The sequence below is a fragment of the Marivibrio halodurans genome (genome assembly GCF_017963645.1).
GTDB classification, from domain to species: domain Bacteria; phylum Pseudomonadota; class Alphaproteobacteria; order UBA8366; family Aestuariispiraceae; genus Marivibrio; species Marivibrio halodurans.
This window is the reverse complement of record NZ_JAGMWN010000008.1, coordinates 55,606-81,361: the sequence shown is the minus strand read 5'-3', so window position 1 is coordinate 81,361 and position 25,756 is coordinate 55,606. Positions and strand designations below refer to the sequence as shown.

Below are 25,756 nucleotides of genomic sequence, written 5' to 3'. Positions count from 1 at the left end.
TCCGCCCTCCATGGCGCCATGGCGCCATGGCGTGGCAAGACGCGCATCAGGCTTGACGGGCCAGCATCATCTTCTTGATCTCCGCGATCGCCTTGGCCGGGTTCAGGCCCTTGGGGCAGGTCTTGGAGCAATTCATGATGGTGTGGCAGCGATAGAGGCGGAAGGGATCCTCCAACGCGTCCAGGCGCTCGCCCGTCATCTCGTCACGGCTGTCCGCCAACCAGCGATAGGCCTGCAACAGGATCGCCGGGCCCAGATAACGCTCCCCGTTCCACCAATAGCTCGGGCAGGAGGTCTGGCAACAGAAGCACAGGATGCACTCATAAAGTCCGTCGAGTTGGCGCCGATCCTCCGGCGTCTGCACCCGCTCCTTGTCGGGCGGCGTGGGCGAGGCGGTCTTGAGCCAGGGCTCGATCGCCGAGAGCTGCGCGTAGGCCCGGTTCAGATCCGGCACCAGATCCTTGATCACCGCCATGTGGGGCAGCGGATAGATATTCACATCGCCATCGACCTCGTCGATGAACTTGGTACAGGCGAGCGTGTTGGTCCCGTCGATATTCATCGCGCAGGACCCGCAGATTCCCTCGCGGCAGGAGCGGCGGAAGGTCAGCGTCTGATCGACCTCGTTCTTGATCTTGATCAGCGCGTCCAGGACCATCGGCCCGCAGGCCTCCAGGTCGATCTCATAGGTATCGACCGTGGGATTTTCCCCCGAGTCCGGGGTCCAGCGATAGACGTTGAACTTCTTGACCTTCTTGCCGCCGTCCTTGGTCGGCCAGGTCTTGCCCTTGCCGATCTTCGAATTGGCGGGCAGCGTGAATTCAGCCATGGTCCCTCACACTCTCTTCCATCGGGTCGCCGACCGGCGCGGTTGGACGATCAATAGACCCGCGCCTTCGGCGGGAAGGCCTGCACGTCGTTCGACATCGGTTTCATGGTGACCGGGCGATAGTCGAGCTTGACCGCGCCCTTGTCGTCGCACCAGGCGAGCGTGTGCTTCATCCACTCATCGTCGTTCCGGTCCGGATAATCCTCGCGGGCGTGGGCGCCGCGGCTCTCCGTCCGGTTGGCCGCGCCGACGATGGTCACCATCGCGTTGCCGATCAGGTTCTCGAACTCCAGCGTCTCGACCAGATCGGAGTTCCATACCATGCTGCGGTCTGAGACGCGGATATCATCGAGGCCCTGCCAGACCTCCTGCATCTTCTTCACGCCCTCGTCGAGCACCTCGCCCGTGCGGAAGACGGCGCAGTTGTTCTGCATCGTGTTCTGCATCCGGGCGCGCAGCTCCGCCGTGGGGGTCGAGCCCTTGGCATGGCGCAGCCGATCCAGCCGCGCGATAGACTGCTCGCCCGCGTCCTTGTCGAGCGGCCGGGTCTTCGCGTTGGGATCGACCGTCTCCGCGCAGCGCAGCGCCACCGACCGCCCGAAAACCACGAGGTCGAGCAGCGAGTTGGAGCCGAGCCGGTTCGCCCCGTGCACGGAAACGCAGGCCGCCTCGCCCGCCGCCATCAGGCCGGGAACGATGCTGTTCGGATCGCCGTCCTTCAGCGTCACCACCTCGCCGTGATAATTCGTCTGGATGCCGCCCATATTGTAATGGCAGGTCGGCAGGACCGGGATCGGCTCCTTCGTCACATCGACGCCGGCGAAGATCTTCGCCGTCTCCGCGATGCCCGGCAGGCGCTCGTGGATGACCTCCGGCGGCAAGTGCTCCAGATGCAGGTGGATATGATCCTTGTTGGCGCCGACGCCGCGTCCCTCGCGAATCTCGATCGTCATGGACCGGCTGACCACGTCGCGGCTCGCCAGATCCTTGGCCGAGGGGGCGTAGCGTTCCATGAAACGCTCGCCCTCGGAATTGGTGAGGTAGCCCCCCTCGCCGCGCACGCCCTCGGTGATCAAACAGCCCGCGCCGTAGATGCCGGTCGGATGGAACTGCACGAATTCCGAATCCTGCAAGGGCAGGCCGGCGCGCAGCACCATGCCGCCACCGTCGCCCGTGCAGGTATGGGCGGAGGTGGCGGAGAAGAAGACGCGGCCGTACCCGCCGGTCGCCAGCACCACCTGCTTGGCCGCGAAGCGGTGCAGCGTGCCGTCGTCCAGGTTCCAGGCCAGGACGCCGCGGCAGGTGCCCTCGTCATCCATGATCAGGTCGATCGCGAAATACTCGATATAGAACTCGGCATTATGCTTGATCGCCTGCTGATAGAGCGTGTGCAGCATGGCGTGGCCGGTCCGGTCGGCGGCCGCGCAGGTGCGTTGGGCCGCCGGGCCCTCGCCGAACTTGGTCGTCATGCCGCCGAAGGGGCGCTGATAGATCTTGCCGTCCTCGGTTCGGCTGAAGGGAACGCCGTAATGCTCCAGCTCGACGATCGCGGGCACGGCCTCGCGGACCATGTATTCGATCGAATCCTGATCGCCCAGCCAGTCCGATCCCTTGACCGTGTCGTACATGTGCCAGCGCCAGTCGTCCGGCCCCATATTGCCGAGCGCGGCCGAGACCCCGCCCTGCGCCGCCACCGTATGGCTGCGGGTCGGAAAGACCTTGGTGATGCAGGCGGTCTTGAGCCCCGCCTCCGCCAAGCCGAAGGTGGCCCGCAGGCCCGCCCCGCCGGCGCCCACGACCACGACGTCGTAGCTATGGTCGATGATCTCATATGACTCGGTCATGACGTCCCTCGTCTCGTTCCCTCGCAGGCCGGCCCCCGTCGCCGACCAATAATCATTCTAGCGCGCCGCGCCCGTCGGATAAGACGGGTGCGACCGATCGTCCTGGACGGCCGCCCGGACGATCGCGCGGGGCGCTTCCGCCGTATCAGGCGGTGAAGGCCACCTTCAGCACCGCGAAGGCCCCGGCCATGCCCAGCGCGAAGGCGGCGAACTTGACCACCAGCAGGGTCACGATCTTCGCGGCCTCGCCATGGATATAGTCCTCGATCACCACCTGAAGGCCGAGTTGAAGGTGGTGGAAGGTCGCCACGATCAGCAACAGCATCAGCACCGCGTTGACCGGATCGGCGAGCCAGCCGGCGGCTTCCGCGTATCCGGCGCCGGACAGCGCCAGCGCGCTGAAGACGAACCATAGCGTGAGCGGCACCAGCGCGACCGCCGTGATCCGCTGCATGATCCAATGATGGGTGCCGTTCTTCGCGCTGCCCAGGCCGCGCGCGGCGCCAAGCGGGGTCTTGAGGCTCATCCCGTTATCCTCCGCTCAATCCACTCAAATGACCAGATAACCGGCGATCCAGATCAGGATCGTCAGCGCGCCGGTCAGGGCCGCCACGCCGTGCCCGGACTTCTGGGCGACGTCGAGGTCGAAGCCGTAACCGGCGTCCCAGACAAGATGCCGGATTCCATTGCCGAGATGATACATCAGCGACCAAGTCCAACCGAACAGCATGATCTGGCCGATGATGGATCCGATGAAGCCCTGCACCACCGCGAAGGCCTCCGGACCGCTGGCCAGCGCCAGCAGCCACCAGACAAGCAGCAGCGTTCCGGCCGACAGCGCGATGCCAGTCGCCCGGTGCAGGATCGAATAGAGCATCGTCCACTGCCAGCGGTAGATCTGCAGATGGGGCGACAGCGGACGGTCTTGGGTTTTCATGGCGTTTCGGCCCCCTCGCCTATCGAACGGTCGGCGCGGCTTCCTGGCGCGCGCGCCTTTCCGGGTCCGTAAACTAAGGCTCTCGACCGTCCTGTCAAAGCTTTTGCGGTGCAGCAGAGCGGGCATGGACGTGCGAGCGGTATTGGAGGAAGAACCGCGTAGGGCGATTGACGCGGCGCGGTAAGTCGTTGCCATGCAGGGGCGATCAAAGGATCTGTGGATAAGCTTGTTGATAAGTCGTTTGTAAATAGTGACTAAGATATTTTCTTATCAACAGAAAATTCCGCCCGAAAATTACTTTTCCATGGACAGCCCCGTGCTTGGTTCGCAGACTGTGGAATACGCGGATGCGCCGACGGTATCCATCGCTTCCGCCCGGTCATGAAGGACGGCGCCAGATGGCGTGACGGTCCTGGGCCGGCGCGGAACCGATGGGGAGACGTCGGCGGGCGCATCGGCTCGCGTCCGGACGGCTCCAACGGGGCCGGACGGGACGTGAGTGGCGCGACGGCGCCGGGGGCTCACCTCCCCGGCCCATGCCCGATCGGTCCGCCCAGACCTCAAGGTCTGGCGCTGGAGTCGATTTCGATGACGCCCGGTTCCGTCGGACGTTCGGCAACGGACGGTCGGCGGAGAACCGTAAGCCGCCGGGTCGAAGTCGATCGGCCGCGCAGCGACGCGGCCGGGAACGGGCGGCGACCCGGGGGCGGCACCCCGCCGGACGGGCTTGGGAGAACATCTCCCTCGCAGCCGGAAGGCGGCGGCCGGTCGAGGCCGGGCCACGGCGCTTGACCCCGTTTCTCCCACGAGGGGGCACGGGAACGGGCATCGCGGAACGGCGCCGAAACGGCCGGGGATCTCCTGAGTCGCGTCAGGGCACGGGTAAAACCGTGGGCTGCCGACCTGGATCCACGGGGCTTGGTTCGGGAATATCCGTCGGACCGGCATGCCGGTCCGGTCGTGGCGGTCGATCCGTCCGGCAGCTTGGTGCTTTGCCAGGGTGACCGGGATACCGGACGGGACAGGACTCGCAGCCGATCGGATCGAAAACCGGATCATCCGGCGGATCGCGAGGCCCGGTCACCTCGCGCGCCGGCCGTCAGGCCGGGTTCGCGCGGGTATCGGCGCCCTCGACCCGAGGCGTCCGCGACGTCACCCGCGCCCCGTTCAAGGTGGCGCGAACGGTCCGGCCCGAAATGGGCCTCGACCCGGGAGGCCCCGGCCGCGCCGACATATCGTCGGGTCGCCGCCGGGGCCTCTCTTTTTCATGGGGCCGGTTCATGGGCCGCGGTCCATGGCGGATTAACCGGACGGCGATCCTTGTTAATCGAGGAGAAAGGACGGCAAGCGAAGAAAAAGGGCGCGACGGTGGCGATTCATTCATCGCCCCATCGCGCCCAATCGATACGAACCCGGTTTATCGTCCGGCCGTCTAGGCCGCCGAACCGGAAATCAGCGCGGCCTCCTTGGAGACGCGCCGGACCTCCCGATCATAATCATCCATCAGCGTCTCGCAGGTCCGCCCCGGCTGGAACTCATACTCCCCGATCGAGGCGATCGGCGTGACCTCGACCGCCGTGCCCGTCAGGAAGGCTTCCGTCGCCTCGGCCAATTCGTGCGGTTCGATATGGCGCTCCACCACCTCGAACCCCCGTCGCTTGGCCAGATCGATCACCGTGCGCCGGGTGATCCCGTCCAGGAAACAATCCGGCTTCGGCGTATGCAGCTTCCCATCCGGCATCAGGAAGAAGATGTTCGCGCCCGTCGCCTCGGCGACATAGCCACGCCAATCGAGCATCAGCGCGTCGTGATAGCCCTCGGCCTCCGCCTTGTGCTTGGACAAGGTGCAGATCATGTAGAGACCCGCCGCCTTGGACCGCGTCGGCGCGGTGTCCGGTGCCGGACGGCGCCAATCGGCGATGCGCATCCTGAGGCCGCGCATCCGCGCCTCCGGCGAGAAATAGGCCGGCCATTCCCACGCCGCGATCGCGACATTCACCCGGGTCTTCTGCGCGGAAACACCCATCATCTCCGACCCGCGCCAGGCAATCGGGCGCAGATAGCCGTCGACGATGCCGTTCTTCTCGACGATGTCGCGGCAGGCCTGGTCGATCTCCTCGACCGTGTAGGGCACCTCGAAATCCAACAGACGCCCGGACTCGACCAAACGCTCGGTATGCTCGGTCAGCTTGAAGACCTCGCCGCCATAGACGCGCTCCCCCTCGAAAACGGCGGAGGCATAGTGCAGCGCGTGGCTCAGAACATGAAGATTGGCCTCGCGCCACGGCACCATCGCGCCGTTCATCCAGATGAACCCGTCCCGATCGTCGAATGGCATTAGCGACATTGTTCCACTCCGTACCGTTTCCGCCCGGCCCCATCGCCGCGCCGAATTGCGTGATGGGGTCAAGTCACTGTTATCCCTATCGATCTCAGATTTTGCGTAATTTAGTTTCCAATTTGACCGCGCTTTTGCCACGATCTATTACGCCCTGAGCTTGCGTTACGTAACATCGTGAGGCATATACGTCAACATGGCTGACCAAAATTTCGACAAAAACCCGAAGAGCGACATTTCCGATCCCACCCGGGGAGTCGAACGGGGGACCGACGCCAAGGTCGAAGGCGGCATCGAGCAGGGCGCCTCGATCCGGCGTCGCCCGATGGGCGCGGCGAGTCCGAAGCCACTCGGCAAGGCGGGGGCCAACCCGCTCTTCCTGCGGGAGGAGGAGTTGCGCCAGGGCATCGAGATGCTGTTCTACGCCTACCGCGATTTCATCGCGGAGCCGGACGCCATGCTGGCCGAGCGCGGACTCGGCCGGGCGCATCACCGCGTGATCTATTTCGTCGGCCGCTATCCGGGCCTGCATGTCTCGGCCTTGCTGGAAATCCTGCAAATCACCAAACAGAGCCTGAGCCGCGTTCTCGGCCAATTGGTCGAGGACGGCTATATCCGCCAGACGCCGGGCCCCCAGGATCGGCGTCAGCGCTTGCTGGAGTTGACCGAGCGCGGGCGGGAACTGGAACAGGCCCTGACCGAGAACCAACGCCACCGCATCGCGCGCGCCTATCGCGAGGCCGGCGCGGAAGCCGTTGAAGGCTTCCGCAAGGTGATGCGCGGCATCATGTCGGACTCCAAGGACCGCGCGAAGTTCGACGGCACCCCTCCACGACGATAGCGAGCCTCGCGCGCGCCGCGCCCCGTCGTTATACTGCGCCGGCGGCCCGGCCACGCGGCCGGAGCGCCGCTTGGATCAGCCGCTTGGGTCAATGGTGCGATGGTTTCCGCGACAATGGATTATCCCGGATCGGAAGCGCATGTGCTGGTGGTCGATGACGACACGCGGCTGCGCGATCTGTTGAAAAGTTATCTCAGCCAGGAAGGATTCCGGGTAACCACCGCCGCCCATGCCGCCGAGGCCCGGCAGAAAATGGCGGCGCTCGCCTTCGATCTCCTCGTCCTCGACATCATGATGCCGGGGGAAAGCGGGCTGGACCTCGCCAAATCCCTGCGAGAGGACAGCGGCGTGCCGATCGTGATGCTGACCGCGATGGGCGATTCCGACAGCCGGATCGAAGGGTTGGAGGCCGGCGCCGACGACTATCTGCCGAAGCCGTTCGAGCCACGGGAATTGGTCCTGCGCATCAACGCCATCCTGCGACGCGCGCCCCAGGCCGATATGCCGATCCGGCCCAATCAGGTGCGGCTCGGCGGCTTCCGCTTCGACCTCAATCGCGAATTGCTGCTGGAGGGCGAGGCGCCGGTACGGCTGACCACGACGGAAACCGCGCTGCTGCGCGCGCTGGCCGGGGAACCGGGCCGCGTGATGAGCCGGGAGGAACTGACCCGCCTGTGCGACATCGACGGCGGGGACCGGACGGTCGATGTCCAGGTCAACCGGCTGCGCCGGAAGGTCGAGCCCGACCCGCGCGTGCCACGCTATCTGCAGACGATCCGCGGGCGTGGCTACGTCCTGCGACCGGACTAGTCGGGGGCCTCATGAACATTCGCGCGTGGATCAAGGGCTTCCTGCCCCGCACCCTGCTGGGCCGGTCGCTGTTGATCATCGTCAGTCCGCTGATCCTGCTGCAAGTGGTCTCCGCCTATATCTTCTATGACCGGCATTGGGACACGATCACCTGGCGGCTGACATCCTCGCTCGCCGGGGACATCGCCAATGTGATGCAACAGGTCCGGCGCGAGCCGGACGCGGCCGAGCGTATCTTCGAGGATGCGGCCCGCTCGATGGAACTCAAGCTCAGCCTGGAGCCGGGCGAGATCCTGCCGAACCAGGAGGAGCAGAAGCGCTATGGCTTCATCGACGCGCTGCTGGCCAAGGCGCTCGACGAGCGGGTGAAGCGCCCCTATCGCATCGACAGCACCCAATTCGAGGACCGGGTCGTGATCGACGTGCAACTGGCCGACGCGGTCCTGAGCGTGGTGGTGCCGGGCAGCCGGCTGTTCTCCTCCACGACCTATATCTTCATTCTGTGGATGATCGGCACCTCGCTGATCCTGTTCGCGGTCGCGTCCGTCTTCATGCGCAATCAGGTGCGCCCGCTGCGCCGACTGGCCCGTGCGGTGGATAGTTTCGGCAAGGGGCGGGAACCGGAGGAGGAATACAAGCTGGAAGGCGCGCTGGAGGTCCGCCAGGCCGCCGCCGCCTTCAATTTGATGGCGGAACGTATCCGCCGCCAGATCCGTCAGCGCACCGACATGCTGTCCGGCGTCAGCCACGACCTGCGCACGCCGCTGACCCGCATGCGCCTGCAACTCGCCATGCTGCGCGACGACCCGGAAAGCCGGGAGTTGAAGGAAAACGTCCTGGAAATGGAGAAGATGATCGAAGGCTATCTCACCTTCGCCCGGGGCGAGGGTGGCGAGGCCTCCATGGAAACCGACCTCTCCGACCTGGTGATCGACGTGGCGGAGAAATGGAAGGCCGGTGGCATTTCCATCGACTGTCATGTGGAAGGACGGATCATCACCTGGATCAAGCCGAACGCCTTCCGGCGCTGCGTCGACAATCTCGTCGCCAACGCCAGCCGCTACGGCAAGACGGTCTGGCTCCGCGCCGGCAAGCGGGGCGACGCGATCGAGGTGACGGTGGATGACGACGGCCCCGGCATCCCCGCCGACAGCCGGGAGGATGCGTTTCGGCCCTTCTATCGCCTCGACCGCTCGCGCAATCCGGAAACGGGCGGCACGGGCCTCGGCCTCTCGATCTCGCTCGACGTGGCGCGCGTCCATGGTGGCGATCTGACGCTGGAGGACAGCCCCCATGGCGGGCTGCGCGCACGGATTCGCCTGCCGATGTAGGGCGACCGCCAATCCCGGCCGCATGCGGCCAACAATCGGTGCCCCAAATCAGTCGCTCACCCAGTCAATCGCTCACCCAATCAGTCGGGGGCGGGCGCCTCGGACGGCGGCGGCGTCAGATTCTTCTCCAGCGTGCCGGCACCCCGGCGCAGGCGGCGGCTGGCTTCCAGTTCCGCCTCGATGCGTCGTTCGATCTCGCGCCATTGCTCGTCGGTCGGGGTCGGCGAACGGCCATAGGGCAAGGCCCGCGCCCCGGATTCCGAGCCCGGGCCGGCGACGCCCCCGGTGACGCCATGTTCCCCCACCGACGGGCCGCCGGCGCCGTAACCGGCCCTATCGTCCGCCCGGACCGTACCGGCCGCCGGGGGCAGCAGGAATAGCACGGCGCCGATGGCCCCTATCGCGACGGATCGTCCCATGTCCTGGAATATAGGCGGGACACGGGCGTCATGCCATGGCGACGCGCCCGGACTTGCCCTCGTCCGATGCTTGGGCTAGGCGGATAGGATATTCGTGAAACGCGATCCGGGAGATCCGGCCGATGGCGATCCAAGCCCCGACACCCAGCGATGTGCTCAAGACCGTGCTCAAGCTGGCGCTCGCCAGCCTCGTCGTGGGGCTCGTCCTGCGATGGCTCGACATCACGCCGGAGGACATCTTCGCCAATTTCGGCGATACGGTCCTGGCGATCTTCACCAAGGCGACGGAATTCGTCGAATGGGGCGCCGGTTATATCGTGATCGGGGCCGTGATCGTGGTGCCGCTTTGGCTGATCGTCACCCTGGTCAATGCCATGTCGGGAAGACGACGCCGCGACTGAGCGCCGCGCCAACGGGGCGTTACCGCCCCGCGTGCGCGAACGACCAGTACAAGTCCCGCGCCATCCGGAAGACCGGGCCCGGCTGAAGCGCGCGATCCTCGTACTTCACCACCGGCAGGACCTTGCCGTAATTGCCGGTGTTGAAGATTTCGTCGGCCTCCATCAGGTCGCGCGGCGTGACCCGGCCCTCGACAACCTCCTGGCCTTTGTCGCGCAACAGCTTGATGACGCGCTGGCGGGTGATGCCATTGAGGAAACAGCCGTTCGGCGCCGGCGTCACCGCGACCCCGTCCTTGACGATGAACAGGTTGGCGGTCGCGAACTCCGCCACATTGCCCATCGGGTCCAGCATGACGGCATTGTCGAAGCCGCGCGCCCGCGCCTCCGCGATCGCGCGGCCGGCATTGGGATAGAGGCACGCCGCCTTCGCATCGGTCGGCGCCATGTCGGGCGACGGTCGACGGCGGGTCGACAAGCACGCCGTGAAACCGGTCTCGCTCGGCATCGGCATTTCATAGACGGTAAGCGCGAAGCGCACCGTCTCCGGATCCGGGGCCACGAAACCGCCGTCGGTCCAGACCATGGGGCGGACATAAAGTTCCGCGTCGGCGCCGAACTTGGCGATCCCCTCGCGCGCGATCTCCTCCATCGCGCCGGCCGCCATCGGCACGCCGAGCCCCATCGTTTCGGCCGAATTGACCGTCCGCTCGCAATGCCGGTCGAGATCGGGCGCCACGCCCTCGAAGGCGCGGGCACCGTCGAAAATGAAGGAGGACAGCCAAACCCCATGGCAGCTCGACGCGAAAAGCGGATCGTTCATGTCGCGCCAATCGCCGTCCACATAGGTATATCCGATAGCCATCGTCTTCCTTCTCCTCGGTCCAAACTAAAGATCCCGGACGACCGTGCCCGGCTATTGCTGCGCCCAAACGATTCGGGACATCCACAGGACATCCTGCGCCATGTGCGTCTCCACCTCCCCCATCGCGACGGGCGACAACTCGACCCGATGGGCGGTTTGACGCACCAGCCGGCGGATGATCAGGCCGGCGCCGCGTTGCCGCGCGAGCACGCGGTCCCCACGCCGGACGCTGGCATGGGGCGAGACGATCAGAACATCGCCATCGCGGTAGACAGGCTCGAACCCGTCCCCCTCGACGAACAGGCCGAAGACATCCGGGTCGTTGACCGCCGGAAACTCGATCTTGCCCCAGCTCGGCCCCATCGGAAAGCCATCCTCGTCGAACATCTCGGGCAGCGCGGCCTCGCTCGTCTCGGCGGCGGGGATCGTGTAGGTGACGGCGTTCGAACCGTCATGCATCATCGCCACGAAATCGCCGAGCGTCGCGTCGGTCGCCCGCAGGATCTTGGCCAGGCTCTCCGTCGTCGGCCACCGCCTCTTGCCGTCGCCGCCGATTCGTTTGCTGCGGTTGAAGGTGGTGGGGTCAAGGCCGGCACGCCGAGCCATGCCGGAGACGGAGAGGCCCCGGGCCTCCGCCAACCGGTCGATACCGCGCCAGATATCCTCATGCTTCATTTAATTACCCTTGCGGGCCTCATGGAAAGGCGCGCTCCCCTAGTTCCAGTGAACAGAAGGTGTGGAACGCGTTCGGAACGGCGTTCACTTTACCGCTGAATCCCGGCTGCTCAAGCGATTCCAAGGAAACGGACCTCTCTCGCCACACCCATCGGCAGTTCAAACCTCCAATAGAACCTTGTTTTGTTCTAAAATAACCGTCATTTGAGTCCGGTCATATTGACTCCTTAACGGATAGAATGTAACTCATATTCAACGCTCGTATTCAGTGTCTTCCCGACTTCCGCCAGCGCCGATTGGAAGGATGGTCGAATGCCGCACCCGCGCTATTCGCCCCGGTCGATCGACTGCGCCGGATCGGAAACCCCCTTCGCCTGCGCGGAGGAAGCCTGGTTCTGGGCCATCGACTCCCACGACAATCGCATGGCCGGCGCCCGAAATCGCGCCGGCCGCGCCGCGATAATCCGCCCGTGCGAGGCGCGTGACATCTTGAACGCCGCCGCGCGTCTATACCGCTCACGCCGCATCGGGCGTGAGCACCTCGACGTCATGTTTCGCTTCGCCCGCCTGCACCGTCCGCCGGACCCAAGGGTCGAGGAAGAGACGGAGGCCGCCGATCTATGGGACGCCGGCCTTCGAGAGGTCGACGATATCTTGCGCGCCAAGGGCTTCATACAATCATGAAAGAGAACAAAATATGAATTTATGCCTGAATTCCCCCACCCCTTCGAAAACGGCGCTGATCGTCTTCTCCGACCGGACGGGCATAGGCTGGATGCGGCTGTTGCCGCGCGGCTTCCGACATTGCTTCTTGATTCTGCCGCAAGGCGATGACGACTGGCTGATGATCGATTCCCTGCCTGGCCGCGTGGCGTTGCAACGCTTCGACACGGCCGCGCTAACCCGCCTGCTGGGCCGGTTGACCCGCAGGGGAGATCGGGTCCTGCCGATCCGTTCGGCACGCCGCGCCCCCCCATGTATCCGGCGGATGCGCCCCTTCACTTGCGTGGAATTGTGCATCCGCCTCCTCGCCATGGAGTCTGTATATGTTCTTACTCCACGCGGGTTATTCGGTATTTTATCAAAATCACACGATGAAAGTGTTGACAAAAAATTATTCTCGACCACAATCCTTAAATTCCGATAATTGAGAACATATCGGGATAAATTTCATGCGGAACGGCCCCTCGACCTCCGCGCACAGCTTCCTCAAGACAGGAAAGGAACATCCCATGGGTGGTATTTTCAGCAGCCCCGAGCCGCCGGCACCCGCCCCCGCGTCGGCGCCGTCCAGCGAACCCGCACCGCTCGACCTCGACGCGGAGACGAACGACGATCCCGAGGAAAGCGCGCGAGAGGCGCGCCTGGAATCCATCGCCCGCCGCCGCCGGGGGCGGACGGGCACGATCAAGACCTCCGCCACCGGCGCGCTCGCGCCCATTCCCGGCGCGCAGGCCGGCAAGACCAAGCTCGGCGAGTGAGCGTCGCGATGTCCCCCATCACCACGGCCATCGCTCCGGCCATCGCTCCGGACAGCCTGACCCGCCGCTACGAGCGGGCGAAAAGCCGCCGTAGCGCCTGGGAAAGCCATTGGCGCGAATGCTACGCCCATGCCTTGCCGCAGCGCGACGGCGCCCTGGACCGGCAGGCGCCCGGCGCGAAGAAGACGGACCGCCTGTTCGATTCGACCGCGCCCGATGCCGTGGAGCAGTTGGCAGCCAGTCTGATGGCGGAACTGACCCCGCCCTATGCGCGGTGGTTCGACCTCGTCCCCGGCTGCGACCTGACCCCGGCGCAGGCCAAGCGGGTGGCGAAGCCGCTGGACGAAATTTCCGCCGTCCTGCAAAGCCATTTCGACAATTCGAACATCGCGGTCGAGATCCATCAGTGCTTCCTCGACCTCGTGACGGCGGGTACCGCCAGCCTGATGTTCGAGGAAGCCGATCTGGGCGAGCGCAGCGCCTTCCGCTTTACCGCCGTGCCGGTCGGCGAGGCGGTGCTTGAGGAAGGAGCGAGCGGCCGCCTAGACGTCACCTATCGCCGCGTCCGGCTGACCGGTCTGCAATTCCGGGAACGCTTTCCGGACGCCCGGCCGCCGGAGGATGCCACCGACCGGGACGGCGACGACGGCGAGCCGCGCCATGCGGTGATCGAGGCGGTGCTGCCCGACCGGCCGCGCGGCTTCCGCTACATGGCCATCCTGGAGGGTGGCGCGGGAAGCGGCGGGGACTCCCAAATCCTGGCCGAGGGCCGCTTCGACGCCTCCCCTTTCATCAATTTCCGATGGATGAAGGCACCGGGCGAGATCTACGGCCGCTCGCCCGTCATGAAGACCCTGCCGGACATCAAGACCGCCAACAAGGTGGTCGAACTGGTGCTCAAGAACGCGACCATCGCGGTGACCGGCATCTGGCAGGCCGATGACGACGGCGTGCTCAACCCGGCGACGGTGAAACTCGCCCCCGGCACGATCATCCCGAAGGCGGTGGGGTCCTCCGGCCTGACGCCGCTGAAGGCACCGGGGGAGTTCGATATCTCCCAATTGGTGCTGGAGGATGTCCGCGCGCGCATCCGCCGGGGGCTGCTCGCCGACCGGCTCGGCCAGATCAACGATCCCCGCATGACGGCGACGGAGGTGCTGGAGCGCTCGGCCGAGACCGCGCGCATGCTTGGCGCGACCTATGGCCGATTGCAGAGCGAATTGATGATGCCGCTCGCGCGGCGCGCGCTCGCCATCCTGCAACGCCGGGGCGAGATTCCGGCGATGCGGATCGACGGCCGCGAGATCGACCTGCATGTGGTCGCCCCGATCACCCGCCATCGCAAGCGGGCGGAAACCCAGAACGCGATGAAATGGGTCGAGATGGTGATGATGCTCGGCCCGGAGGCAGGTGCCGTGATCGATGCCGGCGAGGCCGCGCGCTGGCTCGCCCGGAGCATGGATGTGCCGGAGCATCTGCTGCGCGACGACGCGGCTTCCGAGGCGCCCGCCGGCATGCCGTCCGGCACACCGGCAGGCGTCTCGGGGGATATCCCGCCCCCCGATGGTGCATCGCAACTCGCCGCGGCGGTGGACTTGCTCGGCGCGGCCGGCAGCCCCGCGTCCCACGCGGCGCGCGATCCCGCCGCCGCACCGGGCGCGCCCACGCCGGCCCCGACCAAGGAGAGCGCCGCATGAGCCGCCCCTATCGCCCGCACGACGCCCCCACGCCCGACGCCGCCGCCGAGGAGCGTCGATTGACGGAAGTTGCCTTCGCGCGCTGCTTCGCCGGCGCGGATGGCGAGCGCGCGCTCGCCCATCTGGCCCGCATCACGGTCGAGCGCGTTCTCGGCCCAGAGGCGAGCGACGCCGGCCTGCGCGACCTCGAAGGGCAGCGGCGACTCCATCACCACATCCTCGGCCTGATCGAACGTGGGCGCACCGCCCCCGGCGCGCGCGCCTGACGGCCACCACGACACCGGACGACCAAGGAGACGATATTCATGCCTATCCCCACCCCACCCCGGACCGAAGAGGCCCCCGTGCCCTCTTCACCCACGTTCCGGCCCTCCACGCCGCCGAAGGGCAGCCCGGCCGGCGCCGTCCACGGTGTCGCCGACACGACGCCGCATCCGGATGAGGCCGCCGCGCCCGGCACCAAGCCGAAGGGACTGCCCGACAAATTCTGGGACGCCGCCGGCGGCACGGTGCGCCTCGACGCGCTGATCCGTTCCTACCGCGCATTGGAAAGACGGCTGTCGGAAGGCACCGACGCCCCGGCCCACATGCCGGCCGCCGCGCAGCTGCCCCGGCCGGGCGTCCCGGACAGCGCCGCGGCCTACCGCATCGATATCGACGATCCCTTCGTGCGATCCGATCCGGCGGTCAACGAGATGCTTCATGCCGCCGGTTTCACCGAGGATCAGGTGCAACTCGTCTACGATCTGGCGTCCGAGGTGCTGACTCCGGTCGCGCGCGGCCTCGCCATGCGGGCCGCCGGCGCGGAGCACAAGGCGCGACTGGAAGCGCATTTCGGTGGGCCGGAACGCTGGACGGAGGTGCGCCGTCAGTTGCTGCGCTGGGCGCGCGGCAAGCTGCCGGAGGATGCCTACAAGGCCCTCGCCTCGACCTATGAAGGGGTTCTCGCGCTCCACCGGATGATGGAACGGAAGGAGGAGCCGGCCCCGCTTGGCCAGGGCGAGCCGGTGCCCGAACTGACCGAGGACCAGTTGCGCCGGAAGATGCGCGACCCCCGCTACTGGCGGGACCGCGACCCCGCGATCCAGCGCGAGGTGAGCGACGGCTTCAAACGACTTTACCCGTCCGGCTGACCGCCGGCGGGGTCCCCGGCGCCCGTCCGCCCCTGGCGATCGCGGACGGAATGCGCGCGCCTGCCCCCAGGGACGGCGCATAGCCCCACCGGATCGAAACAATCACGCGAACGAAGGAGAAATAAAGGACCATGGAACACCCGATGTCCCAGACGAATGCCGCGCCGCGCGCCGACGGTGTCGCGGTGCTGGCGGAGGGACTGCTCGTCCTGACGCGGGCCGAGCGTCTCGAACTCGACGCGGCGGTGACCCCGCGCGTCGCCGCCCTGATGGCCAAGGCCTTCGGGCCGGAATTCTACGAGTTGATGCGCCCGCTGACCCGCGATGACGGACCCGACGGGAAACCGCGCGCCGCGATGCCCGACACCTCCCTGCCCGGCGCCACACCCCGGGTCGACCGCGATCCGTTGGCCGCCCCCCATGCCGGGCGTGCCCCGGACGAGGAGGCATTGCGCCGGATGATGCGGGACCCGCGCTATTGGCGGGACAAGGACCCCGCCATCCTCGATCGGGTAAGCGAAGGTTTCCGCCGGCTCTACGGCTGATCGTCGCGGCCCCAGCAAAACCCACCCAGTAAATGGAGGCGCCACCGCGGTAGAGCGGGAAACAACGGGAATACGAGCGTGAGGACGGCCGGCCGCCCGCATCGGGTCGCCGGCCGTTCGATTCCCGGGCCCGGACCGTTTCCCTATAGAAGCGCGCTTATCCCGCGATAGAGCAGGGTGACGCCGAGCGCGGCGAGCAGGACCGTGAAGCCCCGTTGGAACGCCACCTCGGAAATGATCCCGCGCAGGCGCTCCCCGATCAGATAGCCGATAAAGACCGGAACGAGCGCCACGAGGGACAACGCGATCTCACGCGGGCCCTGGATTTCGAAGGCCGTGAAGGCGGCATAGAGCGGCACCATGCCCGTCACGAAGACGAGGCCGATGGTCCGCACGAACGTCTGCCGGTCGAGGCCTAGCGTGCTCAGGAAGATCGTGACCGGTATTCCATAGAGCGAGGAAACCCCGCCGATCACGCCCGCGGTCAGACCGACGGGAAGCGCGCACACGCGTTCCCCCCGCGCGCCCAACCGCCATCGCGGAGCGCATAGCCGGAGCACGACGAAACAAAGCACGATCACCCCCAGGATCACCGTCACGAAATCCGTCGACAGGTTGGCGAGCATATAGACGCCGGCCAGTATTCCGACCACCAACCCGGCCAGCAGAAGCGCGAACCGGCGCGCGATCGGCAGCACATCGCGCCCCAGCCGGATTTGATAGGCGTTGGTGACGAGAACCGGCAGCAGCGTCACCGCGATCGCGGTCTGGACCGGCAACGCCGCCGACAGGATCGGCACCGATACGAGGGGCAGGCCGATCCCGTGCACGCCCTTGACGAGCCCGCCGCACAGCATGGCGAACACGAGCATCGCCCAGGCCCCGGGCGTCATCCCCGCGAAGAGGGTCGCAAGCTCCGGCATGCGTCCTCAGACCTCGAACGCATCGAGAGTGGAGGCATATTCGCGATAGCCGAGACGGGAGAGCGGCTGCAAGCGGCGCACATCGACCAGCCCGTCGGCCAGCACGGCCGGGTCGACATGGATACCGACGACCCGGCCGAGGACCAGCGTGCAATGCCGCCCATCCGCGCCCGGCGGCATGTCGACGAGACGCTCCAGCACGCATTCCATGTGCGCCGGCGCTTCGCGCACGCGGGGCGGCGCCACCCGTTCGGAGGGCATGGGGGTCAGGCCGCTCAACGCGAACTCGTCGATCTCGGGATCGACGGCCTCGCCGCTCCTCTTCACCGCGTCACGCAGCGCGTGGGTCGCGATGTTCGCCACGAATTCGCCCGTCGCCTCGATATTGGCGAGCGTATCCTTCCGCGCGCCCCCCTCCTTCCGGTTGGCGGAGAAGAGCAGGATCGGCGGATCCTCCGAGACCGCGTTGAAGAAGCTGAAGGGGGCCAGATTGACCGTCCCCCCGGCATCCACGGAACTGATCCATCCGATCGGCCGGGGCAGGATCAGCGCCTTGAACGGATTATGCGGCAAACCCGCCGCGCGATGGTGACCGGGCTCGAAGAACATGAATGCAGCGACCTATTCGGATGGAGCGCCCGGAACCGGGCGCGCGATGGCGATTACAGTGATGCCGCCTTTATCCGGACCGGACAAGCCATCCCGGGGCGAAACGGCCGTGACCGGACGGCAAAAGTGCTTGGCCGCCCGTGGCCTATCGAAGGCGGGGCCGGTGCGGGTTATATAGGGACGCTGACCCGTGCCGCATTAAAGGAGAGCACCCATGGCCGGCCCCCTCGCCGATATCCGCGTGCTGGATACGACATCGATGATCTCCGGACCGCTCGGCACCATGATGCTGGCGGATCAGGGGGCCGACGTCATCAAGGTCGAGAAACGCGCGGGCGGCGACCATACCCGCGCCATCGCCAACCGGCGCGGCGATCTGTCGGCCGGGTTCCTCAACAACAACCGCAACAAGCGTTCGGTCGCGCTCGACCTGAAGCACCCGGAAGGGATCGCGGCGCTCAAGCGGCTGGCGGCGGATTCGGACGTCTTCGTCCAGAACTTCCGCCCCGGCGTGGCCGAGCGCATGGGCATCGGCGAGGCCGCGATCCGCGCCGTGCGCCCGGACATCATCTATGTCTCGATCAGCGGTTTCGGCGATCGTGGCCCCTATGTCGCCAAGCCGGTCTACGACCCGTTGGTCCAGGCGCTTTCCGGCCTGACGACGGTGCAGGCGGGTGCCGACACGGAACGTCCGCGTCTGGTGCGCACCATCCTGCCGGACAAGCTGACCGGCGTGATGATGGCCCAGGCCGTGACCGCCGCCCTCCTCCACCGGGAACGCACGGGCAAGGGCCAGCATGTCTCGCTCTCCATGCTGGGGGCGGTCGTCGCGTTCCTCTGGGGCTCCGACATGGGCAGCCAGACCTTCGTCGGCGCGGAAATCCCCCAGGCCAAGGCCGCGAGCTTCATCGACCTGATCTATGAGACGCGAAGCGGCTATATCTCCGTCGCGGTGCAGAGCGACCGGGAATGGACCGGGCTGACCCGCGCGCTGGATAAGCCGGAATGGCTGGAGGATGCGCGTTTCGCCACGCCCGCGCTGCGGCACGAGAATATCGACGAGCGCCTCGCGCTGACCCAGGAGGTGCTGGCGAGCGACACGGCCGAGCATTGGCTGAACCGCCTGGAGGCGGAGGGCGTGCCCTGCGCGCCGGTGCTAACCCGCGCCCAGATGATCGAGCATCCGCAGATGATCGAGAACGGCCTTATCCTGGAAAGCGACCATCCGCATGCCGGACGACTGCGTCAGGCGGCGCCGGCGGCCGCCTTTTCCGCCACCCCCGCCGGTATCCGCTTCGGCGCGCCGCGACTGGGCGAGCATAGCCGCGCGGTGCTGTCGGAAGCGGGCTACGACGCCGCGACCCTGGACCGGCTGACGGCCGAGGGCGTGATCGGCGCGGCGGACGATTGATTCCACGACGCGGCAAGGAGTGCCTCGCGATGATCGATTTCCACTACTGGCCCACGCCGAACGGCTGGAAGATCGCGATTATGCTGGAGGAATGCGCCCTTCCCTATCGCATGATCCCGCTCGATATCGGCAAGGGGGACCAGTTCCACCCGGATTTCCTGGCGATCAGCCCGAACAACCGCATGCCCGCGATCCTGGACCACGAGGGGGAGACGGACGACGGCGGGCCGATACCGGTCTTCGAATCCGGCGCGATCCTCCTCCACCTCGCCCGGCGGACGGGACGCTTCATGCCGAACGACCCGCGCGGGCGGAAGGAGTGCGAGGAATGGCTGTTCTGGCAGACCGGCAATCTGGGGCCGATGGCGGGGCAACTGAGCCATTTCCGGAACTACGCCCCGCATGAGGATGCCTACGCGCTGGATCGCTATGCCGGGGAATATGCCCGATGCCTGGCGGTGCTGGACAAGCGGCTGGCGGATCGCGCCTTCATCCTCGGCGCGGATTATTCCATCGCGGATATGTGCTGCTGGCCCTGGGCCTTCATCGCCAAGCCGCTGGGCCAGCCGCTCGACGACTTCCCCCATGTCGCGCGCTGGCGGAAAGCGATCAAGGAGCGCCCGGCCGTCCGGCGGGCGGTCGATCTCGGCCGGGAATACCGGCGCAGCGCCCCGCCCGACGATGCCGAGCGCGCGCTGCTGTTCCGGCAGAACGCGGACTCGGTACGCCGATAGGGGCACCTCCCCCCGGTTTAGGCGAACAGATCGGCGTAACGGTCGCGGAGGATATTCTTCTGCACCTTGCCCATCGTGTTGCGCGGCAGGGAGTCCGCGACGAACAAGGCCTTCGGCTGCTTGAAGCGCGCGATGCGCGGCTTGATCGCCTCCGCCAGCGCATCGGTATCGAGGGCCTCTCCCTTGCGCGGCACCAGCACGGCGACCACGGCCTCCCCGAAATCCGGGTGCGGCACGCCGACGACGGCGGATTCCAGCACGCCCTCCTGCTCGTCCAGCAGCAGTTCGATCTCCTTCGGATAGATATTGTATCCGCCGGAAATAATCAGATCCTTCGCCCGGCCGACGATCTGGACATAGCCGTCGGCATCCAACTGCCCCATGTCGCCGGTGATGAAGAAACCGTCCTCGCGCAATTCCTCCTTGGTCTTCTCCGGCATCTGCCAATAGCCCTTGAAGACGTTCGGACCGCGCACCTCGATGATCCCGACCGCGCCGTCGGCCACGGGTGCGTCGGTATCCGGGTCCATGATGCGAAGCTCCACCCCCGGAAGCGGGAAGCCGACCGTCCCCGCCCGGCGTTCCCCGTCATAGGGGTTGGAGGTGTTCATGTTGGTCTCGGTCATGCCATAGCGTTCGAGGATACGATGGCCAGTGCGTTCCTCGAACGCCGTGTGCGTTTCCGCCAGAAGCGGCGCGCTGCCGGATACGAAAAGACGCATATGCCCGACCAGATCGCGCGTGAAGCGCGGGTCGTCCAACAGCCGGGTATAGAAGGTCGGCACCCCCATCATCGCGGTTGCCTTCGGCAGGGCCTCGATCATCCGATCCAGCTTGAAGCCCGGATGGAACAGCATCGACCCGCCGGCCAGGAAGGTGACGTTGGAGGCGACGAAAAGCCCGTGCGTATGGAAGATCGGCAGGGCGTGGAGCAGCACGTCGTCGGCCGTAAAGCGCCATTCCTCGACCAAGCTTCGCGCGTTGGAGAGCAGGTTCGCCTGCGTCAGCATCGCCCCCTTCGAGCGGCCCGTCGTACCGGAAGTGTAGAGCAGCGCCGCCAGATCCTCCTCCGTTCGCGCGCGCGGCTCGAACCGCCCCGGCTTGTCGGCCGCGGCCTCAGGCAGGCTGCCGCCACCATCCGCGTCGAGGGTCAGCAGCTTCGTCCCGAGGCTTTCCGCGATCGGGGCCAGCGCCGGTTCGTTCCGGGGATCGACCAACAGGATGCCGGGCGTCGCGTCGCCGACGAAATAATCCACCTCGGCGGCGGTATAGGCGGTGTTGAGCGGCAGGAAGACGATGCCGGCCTGGGTGCAGGCGGCATAGACGGCCAGCGCCTCCGGCGATTTCTCGACCTGCACCGCCAGACGGTCCCCGGGCACCAACCCGGCGTCGGCGAAGACATGAGCGAAGCGCGCCGCCATCTCCAGGAAGGCGCCATAGGAAATCCGCCGACCGTCCGGCAGGATCATCAGGGTCCGGTCGCTGCCGACATGCGGGGCGAACAGGGCATCATGGAGTGGATTGGTCATTTCGGGTCTTCAACTCTGGGTCATGCGGCTCTGGGTTGGGCCGATTTGATTCGCACCGGTCTGGGAACGCGCGGGCGCGCGGCCGGCAAGCTCGCGCACCGCGCGGGAGGTGGCGACGGTGCCGGAACCGGCGAAGTCCTCATGGTTCCGTTCCACCGCCCCCAGATCGTAGAGGTAATTCACCATGACCCCGCTGGCCAGCGCCAAGCCGTTACCGGACCGGTCGGCGAGCGCATGGACCGCGTGCAGCATCGCGCCATTGCCGAGATGGAAGCGCGCGACCGGGTCGAGCGGCAGGCCGTCGCCGCGTTTCTCGTGGAACAGGTAATGCGCGGCCATCCGGCGCAGCGTCTCCCCCGCCGCCTCCAACGCCGAAAAATCGCCGGTCTCCATCGCGGTGCGGCGCGCATCGCGCACCGATGCCGCCTCCCCGGCCCAGGGCGCATCCTCGGCCAGCGCGTCGAGCCACCGGTTGAAACCCGGCACCGGCGACAGCGTGACGAAGGTCTTGAGCCACGGCATCTCGGCGGAGAGATCGGCCACCACCTGCTTGATCAACGAATTGCCGAAGGAAATGCCGCGCAATCCGGCCTGACAGTTGGAAATGGAATAGAAAACGGCCGTATCCGCATCGCGTTCCGGCAGCACCTGCCGGTCGTCGGAGAGCACCGCCTGGATCGAACCCGGGATGCCGCGCGTCAACGCCACCTCGACGAAAACCAGCGGTTCGTCCGGCATCGAAGGGTGAAAAAAGGCGAAGCAGCGCCGGTCCGAAGGTTCCAACCGCCGACGCAATTCCTCCCAACTTGTAATGGCATGCACCGCCTCATAGGCGATGACTTTTTCCAGAATATGCGCGGGCGTGCGCCAACTGATCGGGCGCAGCACCAGGAAGCCGCGATTGAACCAGGAGCGCAGCAGATGCTGTAGGTCGTGATCGGTGCGACGCAGCGCCGCGTTCTCCTTCAACAGGCCGATCAGATCGCGGCGCATCGCCACCATCTCCGCCGTGGCGCCGGGAACATGGTTGAGGCGGCGGAACAGTTCCTGCCGCCGGGGCTCGGCATGACGCTCCAAGGCCGCCAGATTCTCCACCGTCGGCGCCTCGGCATAGCGGCGGGCGGCTTCGGCCGCACCCTCCGGGTCCAGGTCCAGCGCCTCCGTCAGATAGCCGAAGAAGGCACGCCGCCCCGCCTCGTCCATCGCGCGATAGCCGTCGAGGATCGCGGCCCCGATGCGGTTGCTGGAAATCTCGCCCCGGCTGGACAGCAGATCGGCGCAGAGCGTCTCCACCGGCCGTCCGTCGAGCGAGGCGGGCCGCCCCGGCCGGCGATCGAGAATGGCCCCGATCAGCTCGTTGAAGAAGCTCGTCGCGCGCGTCATATCGCCGGCCCCAGCACCAGTTCCGGCAGCCATGTGGCGATTTCCGGAAAGAGGCACAGGATCACGATGGACGCCACCATGCAGAAGACATAGGGAAGCGATCCCACCAGGATCGTGCGCAGCGAGATATCCGGCGCGATACCGTTTATGACGTAGAGGTTGAGCCCGACCGGCGGGGAGATCAAACCGATCTCCATATTGATCGTCAGAACCACCGCGAACCAGTACGGATCGAACCCGGCCGCGGTGACGATCGGCAGCAGGATCGGCGCCGACATCAGGATGACCGCGACGGGCGGCAGGAAGAAGCCGGCGATCAGCAGGAACAGGTTGATGAAGATCATCAGAACCCAGCGATTGACCTCCAGCGTGCCGATCCATTCCGCGATCGACTGGGTGATGAACAGGCTGGAGAGCATGTAGGAGAAGACACCGGCGGCCGCGATGATGAACAGGATCATCACGCTTTCCCGTGTCGAATCCCGCAAGACCGCCCACCAGGCCTTCGGATTGAACAGCCGGTAGATCACCACCGCCACGGCGAGACATAGAAGCGCGCCGACGGCCGCCGTCTCCGAGGGCGTGGCATAGCCGCCATACATCGCCACCAGCACGCCCAGGATGATCAGCAGGAAGGGCAGCACCCAGGGCAGGATCTCGATCTTCTCGCGCAATGTGAAATCGCGCGGCTTCAGGATCGCGGCCGACCCGCTGCGCCAGGTGCCATAAAGCGACCAGGCCATGAAGAGCGCGACCAGCAACAAGCCCGGGAAAACGCCCGCCAGGAACAAGCGGCCGATCGAGGTCTCCGTCGCGATGCCGTAGACGATCATGGTAACCGAGGGCGGAATCAGGATGCCGAGCGTCCCGCCAGCCGCGATCGACCCGGCGGCGACGCCGTCCGGGTAGCCGCGCTTGCGCATCTCGGGAATGCCCATCTTGCCGATCGCCGCGCAGGTGGCGGGGGAGGAGCCCGACATCGCGGCGAACAGCGCGCAGGCCCCGAGATTGGAGATGACGAGCCCGCCCGGCACGCGCGTCAGCCAGCGATCCAGCGCCTCGTAAAGGTCGGCGCCCGCGCGGGTGGAGGAGATCGACGCCCCCATGATGATGAACATCGGAATCGACAGCAGCGCGAAATTGTCGAGCTTCCCGAAGAAAATCTCCGGCATAAGCTCCAGCGAGCGGACGCCGTCGAAGATGACGAGGAACCCGGCGGCGACGACCAGCAGGCCGGTCGCGACCGATATTCCGGAGAACAGAACCAGGATCGTCACCACCGCGACGATCAGACCGAGCATCAGGGGATCCATCAGCCGCGCTCCTCGAGCCCGAAGGGACGCCGATAGCCGGCGAGGACCGCGATCAGATCCGCCAGCAGTTGCAGCAGGTAAAGGCCAAGGCCGACCGGCAGCGCCAGATAGGGTATCCACAACCGGACCCCCCAGACGCTATCGGACCGCCAGCCGCGATCGAACGCGGCAACCCACATCTCGTAGCCGTGGACGAGCATGATGCCGATCACGACCATCGCGGCGAGTTGCACCGCGATCGCCAGGACGCGCCGCGCAGGCTGGGGCAACAGCAACGGCACCAGATCGACATTCACATGACCGCCCAAACGCTGCACATAGGGTAAGCCCACCAGCGTCGCGGAGATCATCAGATAAACCACCATCTCGGTCTGCCAGATGGTCGAATGGTTCAACACGCCGCGCACGAAGATCATCTGGCAGGTGATCGCGACCGAGGCCACGATGAAGATCGCCGCCGTTATTCCGCAAATCTGGGAAAGAAGATCGACCGCGCGCAGATAGATCGGCTCCTTCGATCTGGCCGCGCGATCGTCAGGGCTGTCCGCCATGCTTCGACTCCCGCATCGTCTCAAGCGGTTGGGGGATCGGGGAAAGAACCGGCGGGGCGTCCGGGGGCCGGGCCGCCCCGCCGGGCAGTTCGGCCCGCCTATTCGACCGACAAGGCGAGGTCGAGTAGGCGCTGACCACCTTCGACGTTGTCGACGAAGTTCTTATAGGAGGACTTCTTGGCGATCTCCCGCCAGGCCTGGAACTCCTCTTCCGACATGCGCGCGATCTCCACGCCCGCATCCCGGAAGACCTTCTCGGAGGCCGCGTCGGCCTTCTTCGCTTCCTCCAGATAGAAGGCCTGCGCCTTCTCCGCGCCGGCGCGCAACGCGGCCTGTTGTTCCTCTGTCAGCCCCTCGAAGACCGACTTGTTGACCAGCAGGGGCTGATACATGAACCACAGCGCGACATCGCCCGCCGGGGTGTAGCAGGCCACCTGCTCGTAGATGCGATAGGAAACGAAGGAGGAGGAGGAGGTGTTCGCCGCCTGCAGGACGCCGGTCTGCATGGCGTTATAGATCTCCGACGATGCCATGGAGGCGATGGAGGCCCCGGCTTCCGCCAGCATCTGCTCGAACGCCTTGCCGGCGGCACGGGTCTGCAGCCCCTCGACATGCTCCGGCGCCGTGATGCACTTGTCCTTGCCCGCGAAACCGCCGGCCAGATAGCCGTGGACGAGCACCATGACATCGTCCTCGGCCAGGATCTTCTCGATCTCGCCCATGAATTCGGAGTCGTTCAGGCGGGCCGCGTGATCATGGTTCTTCACCAGACCCGGCATCAGGGTCAGGTTATATTCCGGCCGCTCCCCGCCGGCATAGGACAGCGGCAGGACGACCATGTCGACCTGCCCGCGCGACAGCGGGCGATACTGCTCGCGCGGCTTCAGCAAGGACTTCGAGGGAAATATCTTGATCGACAGGTCGACGCCGGCGGCCTCGACCTCGTCGGCGACCATCTGCGCCACCTTGTGGCGCACGTCGCTGGTGGACCATTGATGCGAAAGACGCAATTCGGTCGCCGAGGCGGCGCTGCTGAGCCCCGCGGCGAGGGTGAGGGCCGCGAGCGCGGCCGGCAGACGAAACGACATAGTAACCTCCCTAGGATGAGCGGGCCCTTTCATTCACGGACCTCGTTGTATCCGTCATCATATTTTTTGCAT

Annotated in this window: 28 protein-coding genes; 13 read left to right on the top strand and 15 right to left on the bottom strand. The window is 66.2% G+C overall.

Annotated features, from left to right (window positions below):
- Window positions 1-46 precede the first annotated feature (46 nt).
- The 5 genes from KAJ83_RS15745 to KAJ83_RS15725 form a co-directional block, all read right to left on the bottom strand.
- Entirely contained in the window at window positions 47-829 is a 783-nt protein-coding gene (locus KAJ83_RS15745) for a succinate dehydrogenase iron-sulfur subunit (protein ID WP_210683059.1), read from the bottom strand.
- A 50-nt stretch (window positions 830-879) separates the two neighbouring features.
- Entirely contained in the window at window positions 880-2,673 is a 1,794-nt protein-coding gene (gene sdhA, locus KAJ83_RS15740) for a succinate dehydrogenase flavoprotein subunit (protein WP_210683058.1), read from the bottom strand.
- 145 nt (window positions 2,674-2,818) lie between these two features.
- A complete protein-coding gene (gene sdhD, locus KAJ83_RS15735) occupies window positions 2,819-3,199 on the bottom strand; it encodes a succinate dehydrogenase, hydrophobic membrane anchor protein (protein WP_210683057.1) in 381 nt (126 codons plus the stop codon).
- A gap of 24 nt (window positions 3,200-3,223) precedes the next feature.
- A complete protein-coding gene (gene sdhC, locus KAJ83_RS15730) occupies window positions 3,224-3,610 on the bottom strand; it encodes a succinate dehydrogenase, cytochrome b556 subunit (RefSeq protein WP_210683056.1) in 387 nt (128 codons plus the stop codon).
- 1,432 nt (window positions 3,611-5,042) lie between these two features.
- Window positions 5,043-5,957, bottom strand: a complete 915-nt coding sequence (locus tag KAJ83_RS15725; protein WP_210683055.1) for a branched-chain amino acid aminotransferase — start codon at window positions 5,955-5,957, stop codon at window positions 5,043-5,045.
- Between the two features lie 316 nt (window positions 5,958-6,273).
- Between KAJ83_RS15725 and KAJ83_RS15720 the strand changes: the two genes are divergently transcribed.
- From KAJ83_RS15720 to KAJ83_RS15710, 3 genes are all read left to right on the top strand, one after another.
- Entirely contained in the window at window positions 6,274-6,789 is a 516-nt protein-coding gene (locus KAJ83_RS15720) for a MarR family winged helix-turn-helix transcriptional regulator (protein ID WP_210683118.1), read from the top strand.
- Window positions 6,790-6,903: 114 nt separating this feature from the next.
- The gene (locus tag KAJ83_RS15715) at window positions 6,904-7,599 is read left to right on the top strand and encodes a response regulator (protein ID WP_210683054.1); all 696 of its coding nucleotides are present in this window, start codon (window positions 6,904-6,906) and stop codon (window positions 7,597-7,599) included.
- 11 nt (window positions 7,600-7,610) lie between these two features.
- Window positions 7,611-8,930: an ATP-binding protein gene (locus KAJ83_RS15710; RefSeq protein ID WP_210683053.1), complete on the top strand. Its 1,320-nt coding sequence runs from the start codon at window positions 7,611-7,613 to the stop codon at window positions 8,928-8,930.
- An 80-nt stretch (window positions 8,931-9,010) separates the two neighbouring features.
- Here the strand turns inward: KAJ83_RS15710 and KAJ83_RS15705 are convergent, their stop codons facing one another.
- Window positions 9,011-9,349 (bottom strand): hypothetical protein, encoded by a 339-nt coding sequence (locus KAJ83_RS15705; protein ID WP_210683052.1) that lies wholly within the window; start codon window positions 9,347-9,349, stop codon window positions 9,011-9,013.
- Window positions 9,350-9,471: 122 nt separating this feature from the next.
- Between KAJ83_RS15705 and KAJ83_RS15700 the strand changes: the two genes are divergently transcribed.
- Window positions 9,472-9,750, top strand: coding sequence for a DUF6460 domain-containing protein (locus KAJ83_RS15700; RefSeq protein WP_210683051.1), 279 nt, complete (start codon window positions 9,472-9,474; stop codon window positions 9,748-9,750).
- Window positions 9,751-9,769: 19 nt separating this feature from the next.
- Here KAJ83_RS15700 and KAJ83_RS15695 read toward each other — a convergent pair whose 3' ends face one another.
- Both KAJ83_RS15695 and KAJ83_RS15690 read right to left on the bottom strand, forming a co-directional pair.
- Window positions 9,770-10,612, bottom strand: a complete 843-nt coding sequence (locus KAJ83_RS15695; protein WP_210683050.1) for a branched-chain amino acid aminotransferase — start codon at window positions 10,610-10,612, stop codon at window positions 9,770-9,772.
- Between the two features lie 51 nt (window positions 10,613-10,663).
- Window positions 10,664-11,287: a S24 family peptidase gene (locus tag KAJ83_RS15690; RefSeq protein ID WP_210683049.1), complete on the bottom strand. Its 624-nt coding sequence runs from the start codon at window positions 11,285-11,287 to the stop codon at window positions 10,664-10,666.
- A gap of 312 nt (window positions 11,288-11,599) precedes the next feature.
- On the opposite strand from KAJ83_RS15690, the gene KAJ83_RS15685 reads away from it, so the two are divergent.
- From KAJ83_RS15685 to KAJ83_RS15655, 7 genes are all read left to right on the top strand, one after another.
- A complete protein-coding gene (locus tag KAJ83_RS15685) occupies window positions 11,600-11,971 on the top strand; it encodes a hypothetical protein (protein ID WP_210683048.1) in 372 nt (123 codons plus the stop codon).
- A 13-nt stretch (window positions 11,972-11,984) separates the two neighbouring features.
- Window positions 11,985-12,434, top strand: coding sequence for a hypothetical protein (locus tag KAJ83_RS15680; protein WP_210683047.1), 450 nt, complete (start codon window positions 11,985-11,987; stop codon window positions 12,432-12,434).
- An 85-nt stretch (window positions 12,435-12,519) separates the two neighbouring features.
- Window positions 12,520-12,768, top strand: a complete 249-nt coding sequence (locus tag KAJ83_RS15675; RefSeq protein WP_210683046.1) for a hypothetical protein — start codon at window positions 12,520-12,522, stop codon at window positions 12,766-12,768.
- Between the two features lie 8 nt (window positions 12,769-12,776).
- Entirely contained in the window at window positions 12,777-14,465 is a 1,689-nt protein-coding gene (locus KAJ83_RS15670) for a portal protein (RefSeq protein ID WP_210683045.1), read from the top strand.
- Complete coding sequence (locus KAJ83_RS15665; protein ID WP_210683044.1) at window positions 14,462-14,731, top strand: Bbp19 family protein; 270 nt, start codon at window positions 14,462-14,464, stop codon at window positions 14,729-14,731. Before KAJ83_RS15670 ends, KAJ83_RS15665 begins: the two co-directional genes overlap by 4 nt.
- Before the next feature lie 39 nt (window positions 14,732-14,770).
- Window positions 14,771-15,598: a capsid assembly protein gene (locus KAJ83_RS15660; protein ID WP_246484699.1), complete on the top strand. Its 828-nt coding sequence runs from the start codon at window positions 14,771-14,773 to the stop codon at window positions 15,596-15,598.
- Between the two features lie 143 nt (window positions 15,599-15,741).
- Window positions 15,742-16,143, top strand: a complete 402-nt coding sequence (locus KAJ83_RS15655; RefSeq protein ID WP_210683043.1) for a hypothetical protein — start codon at window positions 15,742-15,744, stop codon at window positions 16,141-16,143.
- Between the two features lie 143 nt (window positions 16,144-16,286).
- Here the strand turns inward: KAJ83_RS15655 and KAJ83_RS15650 are convergent, their stop codons facing one another.
- Both KAJ83_RS15650 and KAJ83_RS15645 read right to left on the bottom strand, forming a co-directional pair.
- Window positions 16,287-17,066, bottom strand: a complete 780-nt coding sequence (locus tag KAJ83_RS15650; protein ID WP_210683042.1) for a sulfite exporter TauE/SafE family protein — start codon at window positions 17,064-17,066, stop codon at window positions 16,287-16,289.
- Window positions 17,067-17,072: 6 nt separating this feature from the next.
- On the bottom strand, window positions 17,073-17,675 hold the full coding sequence (locus KAJ83_RS15645) for a flavin reductase family protein (protein WP_210683041.1): 603 nt from the start codon (window positions 17,673-17,675) through the stop codon (window positions 17,073-17,075).
- Between the two features lie 214 nt (window positions 17,676-17,889).
- On the opposite strand from KAJ83_RS15645, the gene KAJ83_RS15640 reads away from it, so the two are divergent.
- A complete protein-coding gene (locus KAJ83_RS15640) occupies window positions 17,890-19,086 on the top strand; it encodes a CaiB/BaiF CoA transferase family protein (RefSeq protein WP_210683040.1) in 1,197 nt (398 codons plus the stop codon).
- Between the two features lie 29 nt (window positions 19,087-19,115).
- Window positions 19,116-19,820: a glutathione S-transferase C-terminal domain-containing protein gene (locus tag KAJ83_RS15635; protein ID WP_210683039.1), complete on the top strand. Its 705-nt coding sequence runs from the start codon at window positions 19,116-19,118 to the stop codon at window positions 19,818-19,820.
- A 17-nt stretch (window positions 19,821-19,837) separates the two neighbouring features.
- Here the strand turns inward: KAJ83_RS15635 and KAJ83_RS15630 are convergent, their stop codons facing one another.
- From KAJ83_RS15630 to dctP, 5 genes are all read right to left on the bottom strand, one after another.
- The gene (locus KAJ83_RS15630; protein WP_210683038.1) at window positions 19,838-21,349 is read right to left on the bottom strand and encodes a malonate--CoA ligase; all 1,512 of its coding nucleotides are present in this window, start codon (window positions 21,347-21,349) and stop codon (window positions 19,838-19,840) included.
- A gap of 9 nt (window positions 21,350-21,358) precedes the next feature.
- Entirely contained in the window at window positions 21,359-22,732 is a 1,374-nt protein-coding gene (locus KAJ83_RS15625) for a malonyl-CoA decarboxylase (protein ID WP_210683037.1), read from the bottom strand.
- Complete coding sequence (locus KAJ83_RS15620) at window positions 22,729-24,045, bottom strand: TRAP transporter large permease (protein ID WP_210683036.1); 1,317 nt, start codon at window positions 24,043-24,045, stop codon at window positions 22,729-22,731. Before KAJ83_RS15620 ends, KAJ83_RS15625 begins: the two co-directional genes overlap by 4 nt.
- Entirely contained in the window at window positions 24,045-24,596 is a 552-nt protein-coding gene (locus tag KAJ83_RS15615) for a TRAP transporter small permease (protein WP_210683035.1), read from the bottom strand. The genes KAJ83_RS15620 and KAJ83_RS15615 overlap by 1 nt, the downstream gene beginning before the upstream one ends.
- A 98-nt stretch (window positions 24,597-24,694) precedes the next feature.
- The gene (gene dctP / locus KAJ83_RS15610; protein WP_210683034.1) at window positions 24,695-25,684 is read right to left on the bottom strand and encodes a TRAP transporter substrate-binding protein DctP; all 990 of its coding nucleotides are present in this window, start codon (window positions 25,682-25,684) and stop codon (window positions 24,695-24,697) included.
- Window positions 25,685-25,756: the final 72 nt, after the last annotated feature.

What these genes read in the sequence shown, in the direction of transcription:
- KAJ83_RS15745 (WP_210683059.1), bottom strand. Translation starts at nt 829, where the DNA reads ATGGCTGAATTCACGCTGCCCGCCAATTCGAAGATCGGCAAGGGCAAG.
- sdhA (WP_210683058.1), bottom strand. Translation starts at nt 2,673, where the DNA reads ATGACCGAGTCATATGAGATCATCGACCATAGCTACGACGTCGTGGTC.
- sdhD (WP_210683057.1), bottom strand. Translation starts at nt 3,199, where the DNA reads ATGAGCCTCAAGACCCCGCTTGGCGCCGCGCGCGGCCTGGGCAGCGCG.
- sdhC (WP_210683056.1), bottom strand. Translation starts at nt 3,610, where the DNA reads ATGAAAACCCAAGACCGTCCGCTGTCGCCCCATCTGCAGATCTACCGC.
- KAJ83_RS15725 (WP_210683055.1), bottom strand. Translation starts at nt 5,957, where the DNA reads ATGTCGCTAATGCCATTCGACGATCGGGACGGGTTCATCTGGATGAAC.
- KAJ83_RS15720 (WP_210683118.1), top strand. Translation starts at nt 6,274, where the DNA reads ATGGGCGCGGCGAGTCCGAAGCCACTCGGCAAGGCGGGGGCCAACCCG.
- KAJ83_RS15715 (WP_210683054.1), top strand. Translation starts at nt 6,904, where the DNA reads ATGGATTATCCCGGATCGGAAGCGCATGTGCTGGTGGTCGATGACGAC.
- KAJ83_RS15710 (WP_210683053.1), top strand. Translation starts at nt 7,611, where the DNA reads ATGAACATTCGCGCGTGGATCAAGGGCTTCCTGCCCCGCACCCTGCTG.
- KAJ83_RS15705 (WP_210683052.1), bottom strand. Translation starts at nt 9,349, where the DNA reads ATGGGACGATCCGTCGCGATAGGGGCCATCGGCGCCGTGCTATTCCTG.
- KAJ83_RS15700 (WP_210683051.1), top strand. Translation starts at nt 9,472, where the DNA reads ATGGCGATCCAAGCCCCGACACCCAGCGATGTGCTCAAGACCGTGCTC.
- KAJ83_RS15695 (WP_210683050.1), bottom strand. Translation starts at nt 10,612, where the DNA reads ATGGCTATCGGATATACCTATGTGGACGGCGATTGGCGCGACATGAAC.
- KAJ83_RS15690 (WP_210683049.1), bottom strand. Translation starts at nt 11,287, where the DNA reads ATGAAGCATGAGGATATCTGGCGCGGTATCGACCGGTTGGCGGAGGCC.
- KAJ83_RS15685 (WP_210683048.1), top strand. Translation starts at nt 11,600, where the DNA reads ATGCCGCACCCGCGCTATTCGCCCCGGTCGATCGACTGCGCCGGATCG.
- KAJ83_RS15680 (WP_210683047.1), top strand. Translation starts at nt 11,985, where the DNA reads ATGAATTTATGCCTGAATTCCCCCACCCCTTCGAAAACGGCGCTGATC.
- KAJ83_RS15675 (WP_210683046.1), top strand. Translation starts at nt 12,520, where the DNA reads ATGGGTGGTATTTTCAGCAGCCCCGAGCCGCCGGCACCCGCCCCCGCG.
- KAJ83_RS15670 (WP_210683045.1), top strand. Translation starts at nt 12,777, where the DNA reads ATGTCCCCCATCACCACGGCCATCGCTCCGGCCATCGCTCCGGACAGC.
- KAJ83_RS15665 (WP_210683044.1), top strand. Translation starts at nt 14,462, where the DNA reads ATGAGCCGCCCCTATCGCCCGCACGACGCCCCCACGCCCGACGCCGCC.
- KAJ83_RS15660 (WP_246484699.1), top strand. Translation starts at nt 14,771, where the DNA reads ATGCCTATCCCCACCCCACCCCGGACCGAAGAGGCCCCCGTGCCCTCT.
- KAJ83_RS15655 (WP_210683043.1), top strand. Translation starts at nt 15,742, where the DNA reads ATGTCCCAGACGAATGCCGCGCCGCGCGCCGACGGTGTCGCGGTGCTG.
- KAJ83_RS15650 (WP_210683042.1), bottom strand. Translation starts at nt 17,066, where the DNA reads ATGCCGGAGCTTGCGACCCTCTTCGCGGGGATGACGCCCGGGGCCTGG.
- KAJ83_RS15645 (WP_210683041.1), bottom strand. Translation starts at nt 17,675, where the DNA reads ATGTTCTTCGAGCCCGGTCACCATCGCGCGGCGGGTTTGCCGCATAAT.
- KAJ83_RS15640 (WP_210683040.1), top strand. Translation starts at nt 17,890, where the DNA reads ATGGCCGGCCCCCTCGCCGATATCCGCGTGCTGGATACGACATCGATG.
- KAJ83_RS15635 (WP_210683039.1), top strand. Translation starts at nt 19,116, where the DNA reads ATGATCGATTTCCACTACTGGCCCACGCCGAACGGCTGGAAGATCGCG.
- KAJ83_RS15630 (WP_210683038.1), bottom strand. Translation starts at nt 21,349, where the DNA reads ATGACCAATCCACTCCATGATGCCCTGTTCGCCCCGCATGTCGGCAGC.
- KAJ83_RS15625 (WP_210683037.1), bottom strand. Translation starts at nt 22,732, where the DNA reads ATGACGCGCGCGACGAGCTTCTTCAACGAGCTGATCGGGGCCATTCTC.
- KAJ83_RS15620 (WP_210683036.1), bottom strand. Translation starts at nt 24,045, where the DNA reads ATGGATCCCCTGATGCTCGGTCTGATCGTCGCGGTGGTGACGATCCTG.
- KAJ83_RS15615 (WP_210683035.1), bottom strand. Translation starts at nt 24,596, where the DNA reads ATGGCGGACAGCCCTGACGATCGCGCGGCCAGATCGAAGGAGCCGATC.
- dctP (WP_210683034.1), bottom strand. Translation starts at nt 25,684, where the DNA reads ATGTCGTTTCGTCTGCCGGCCGCGCTCGCGGCCCTCACCCTCGCCGCG.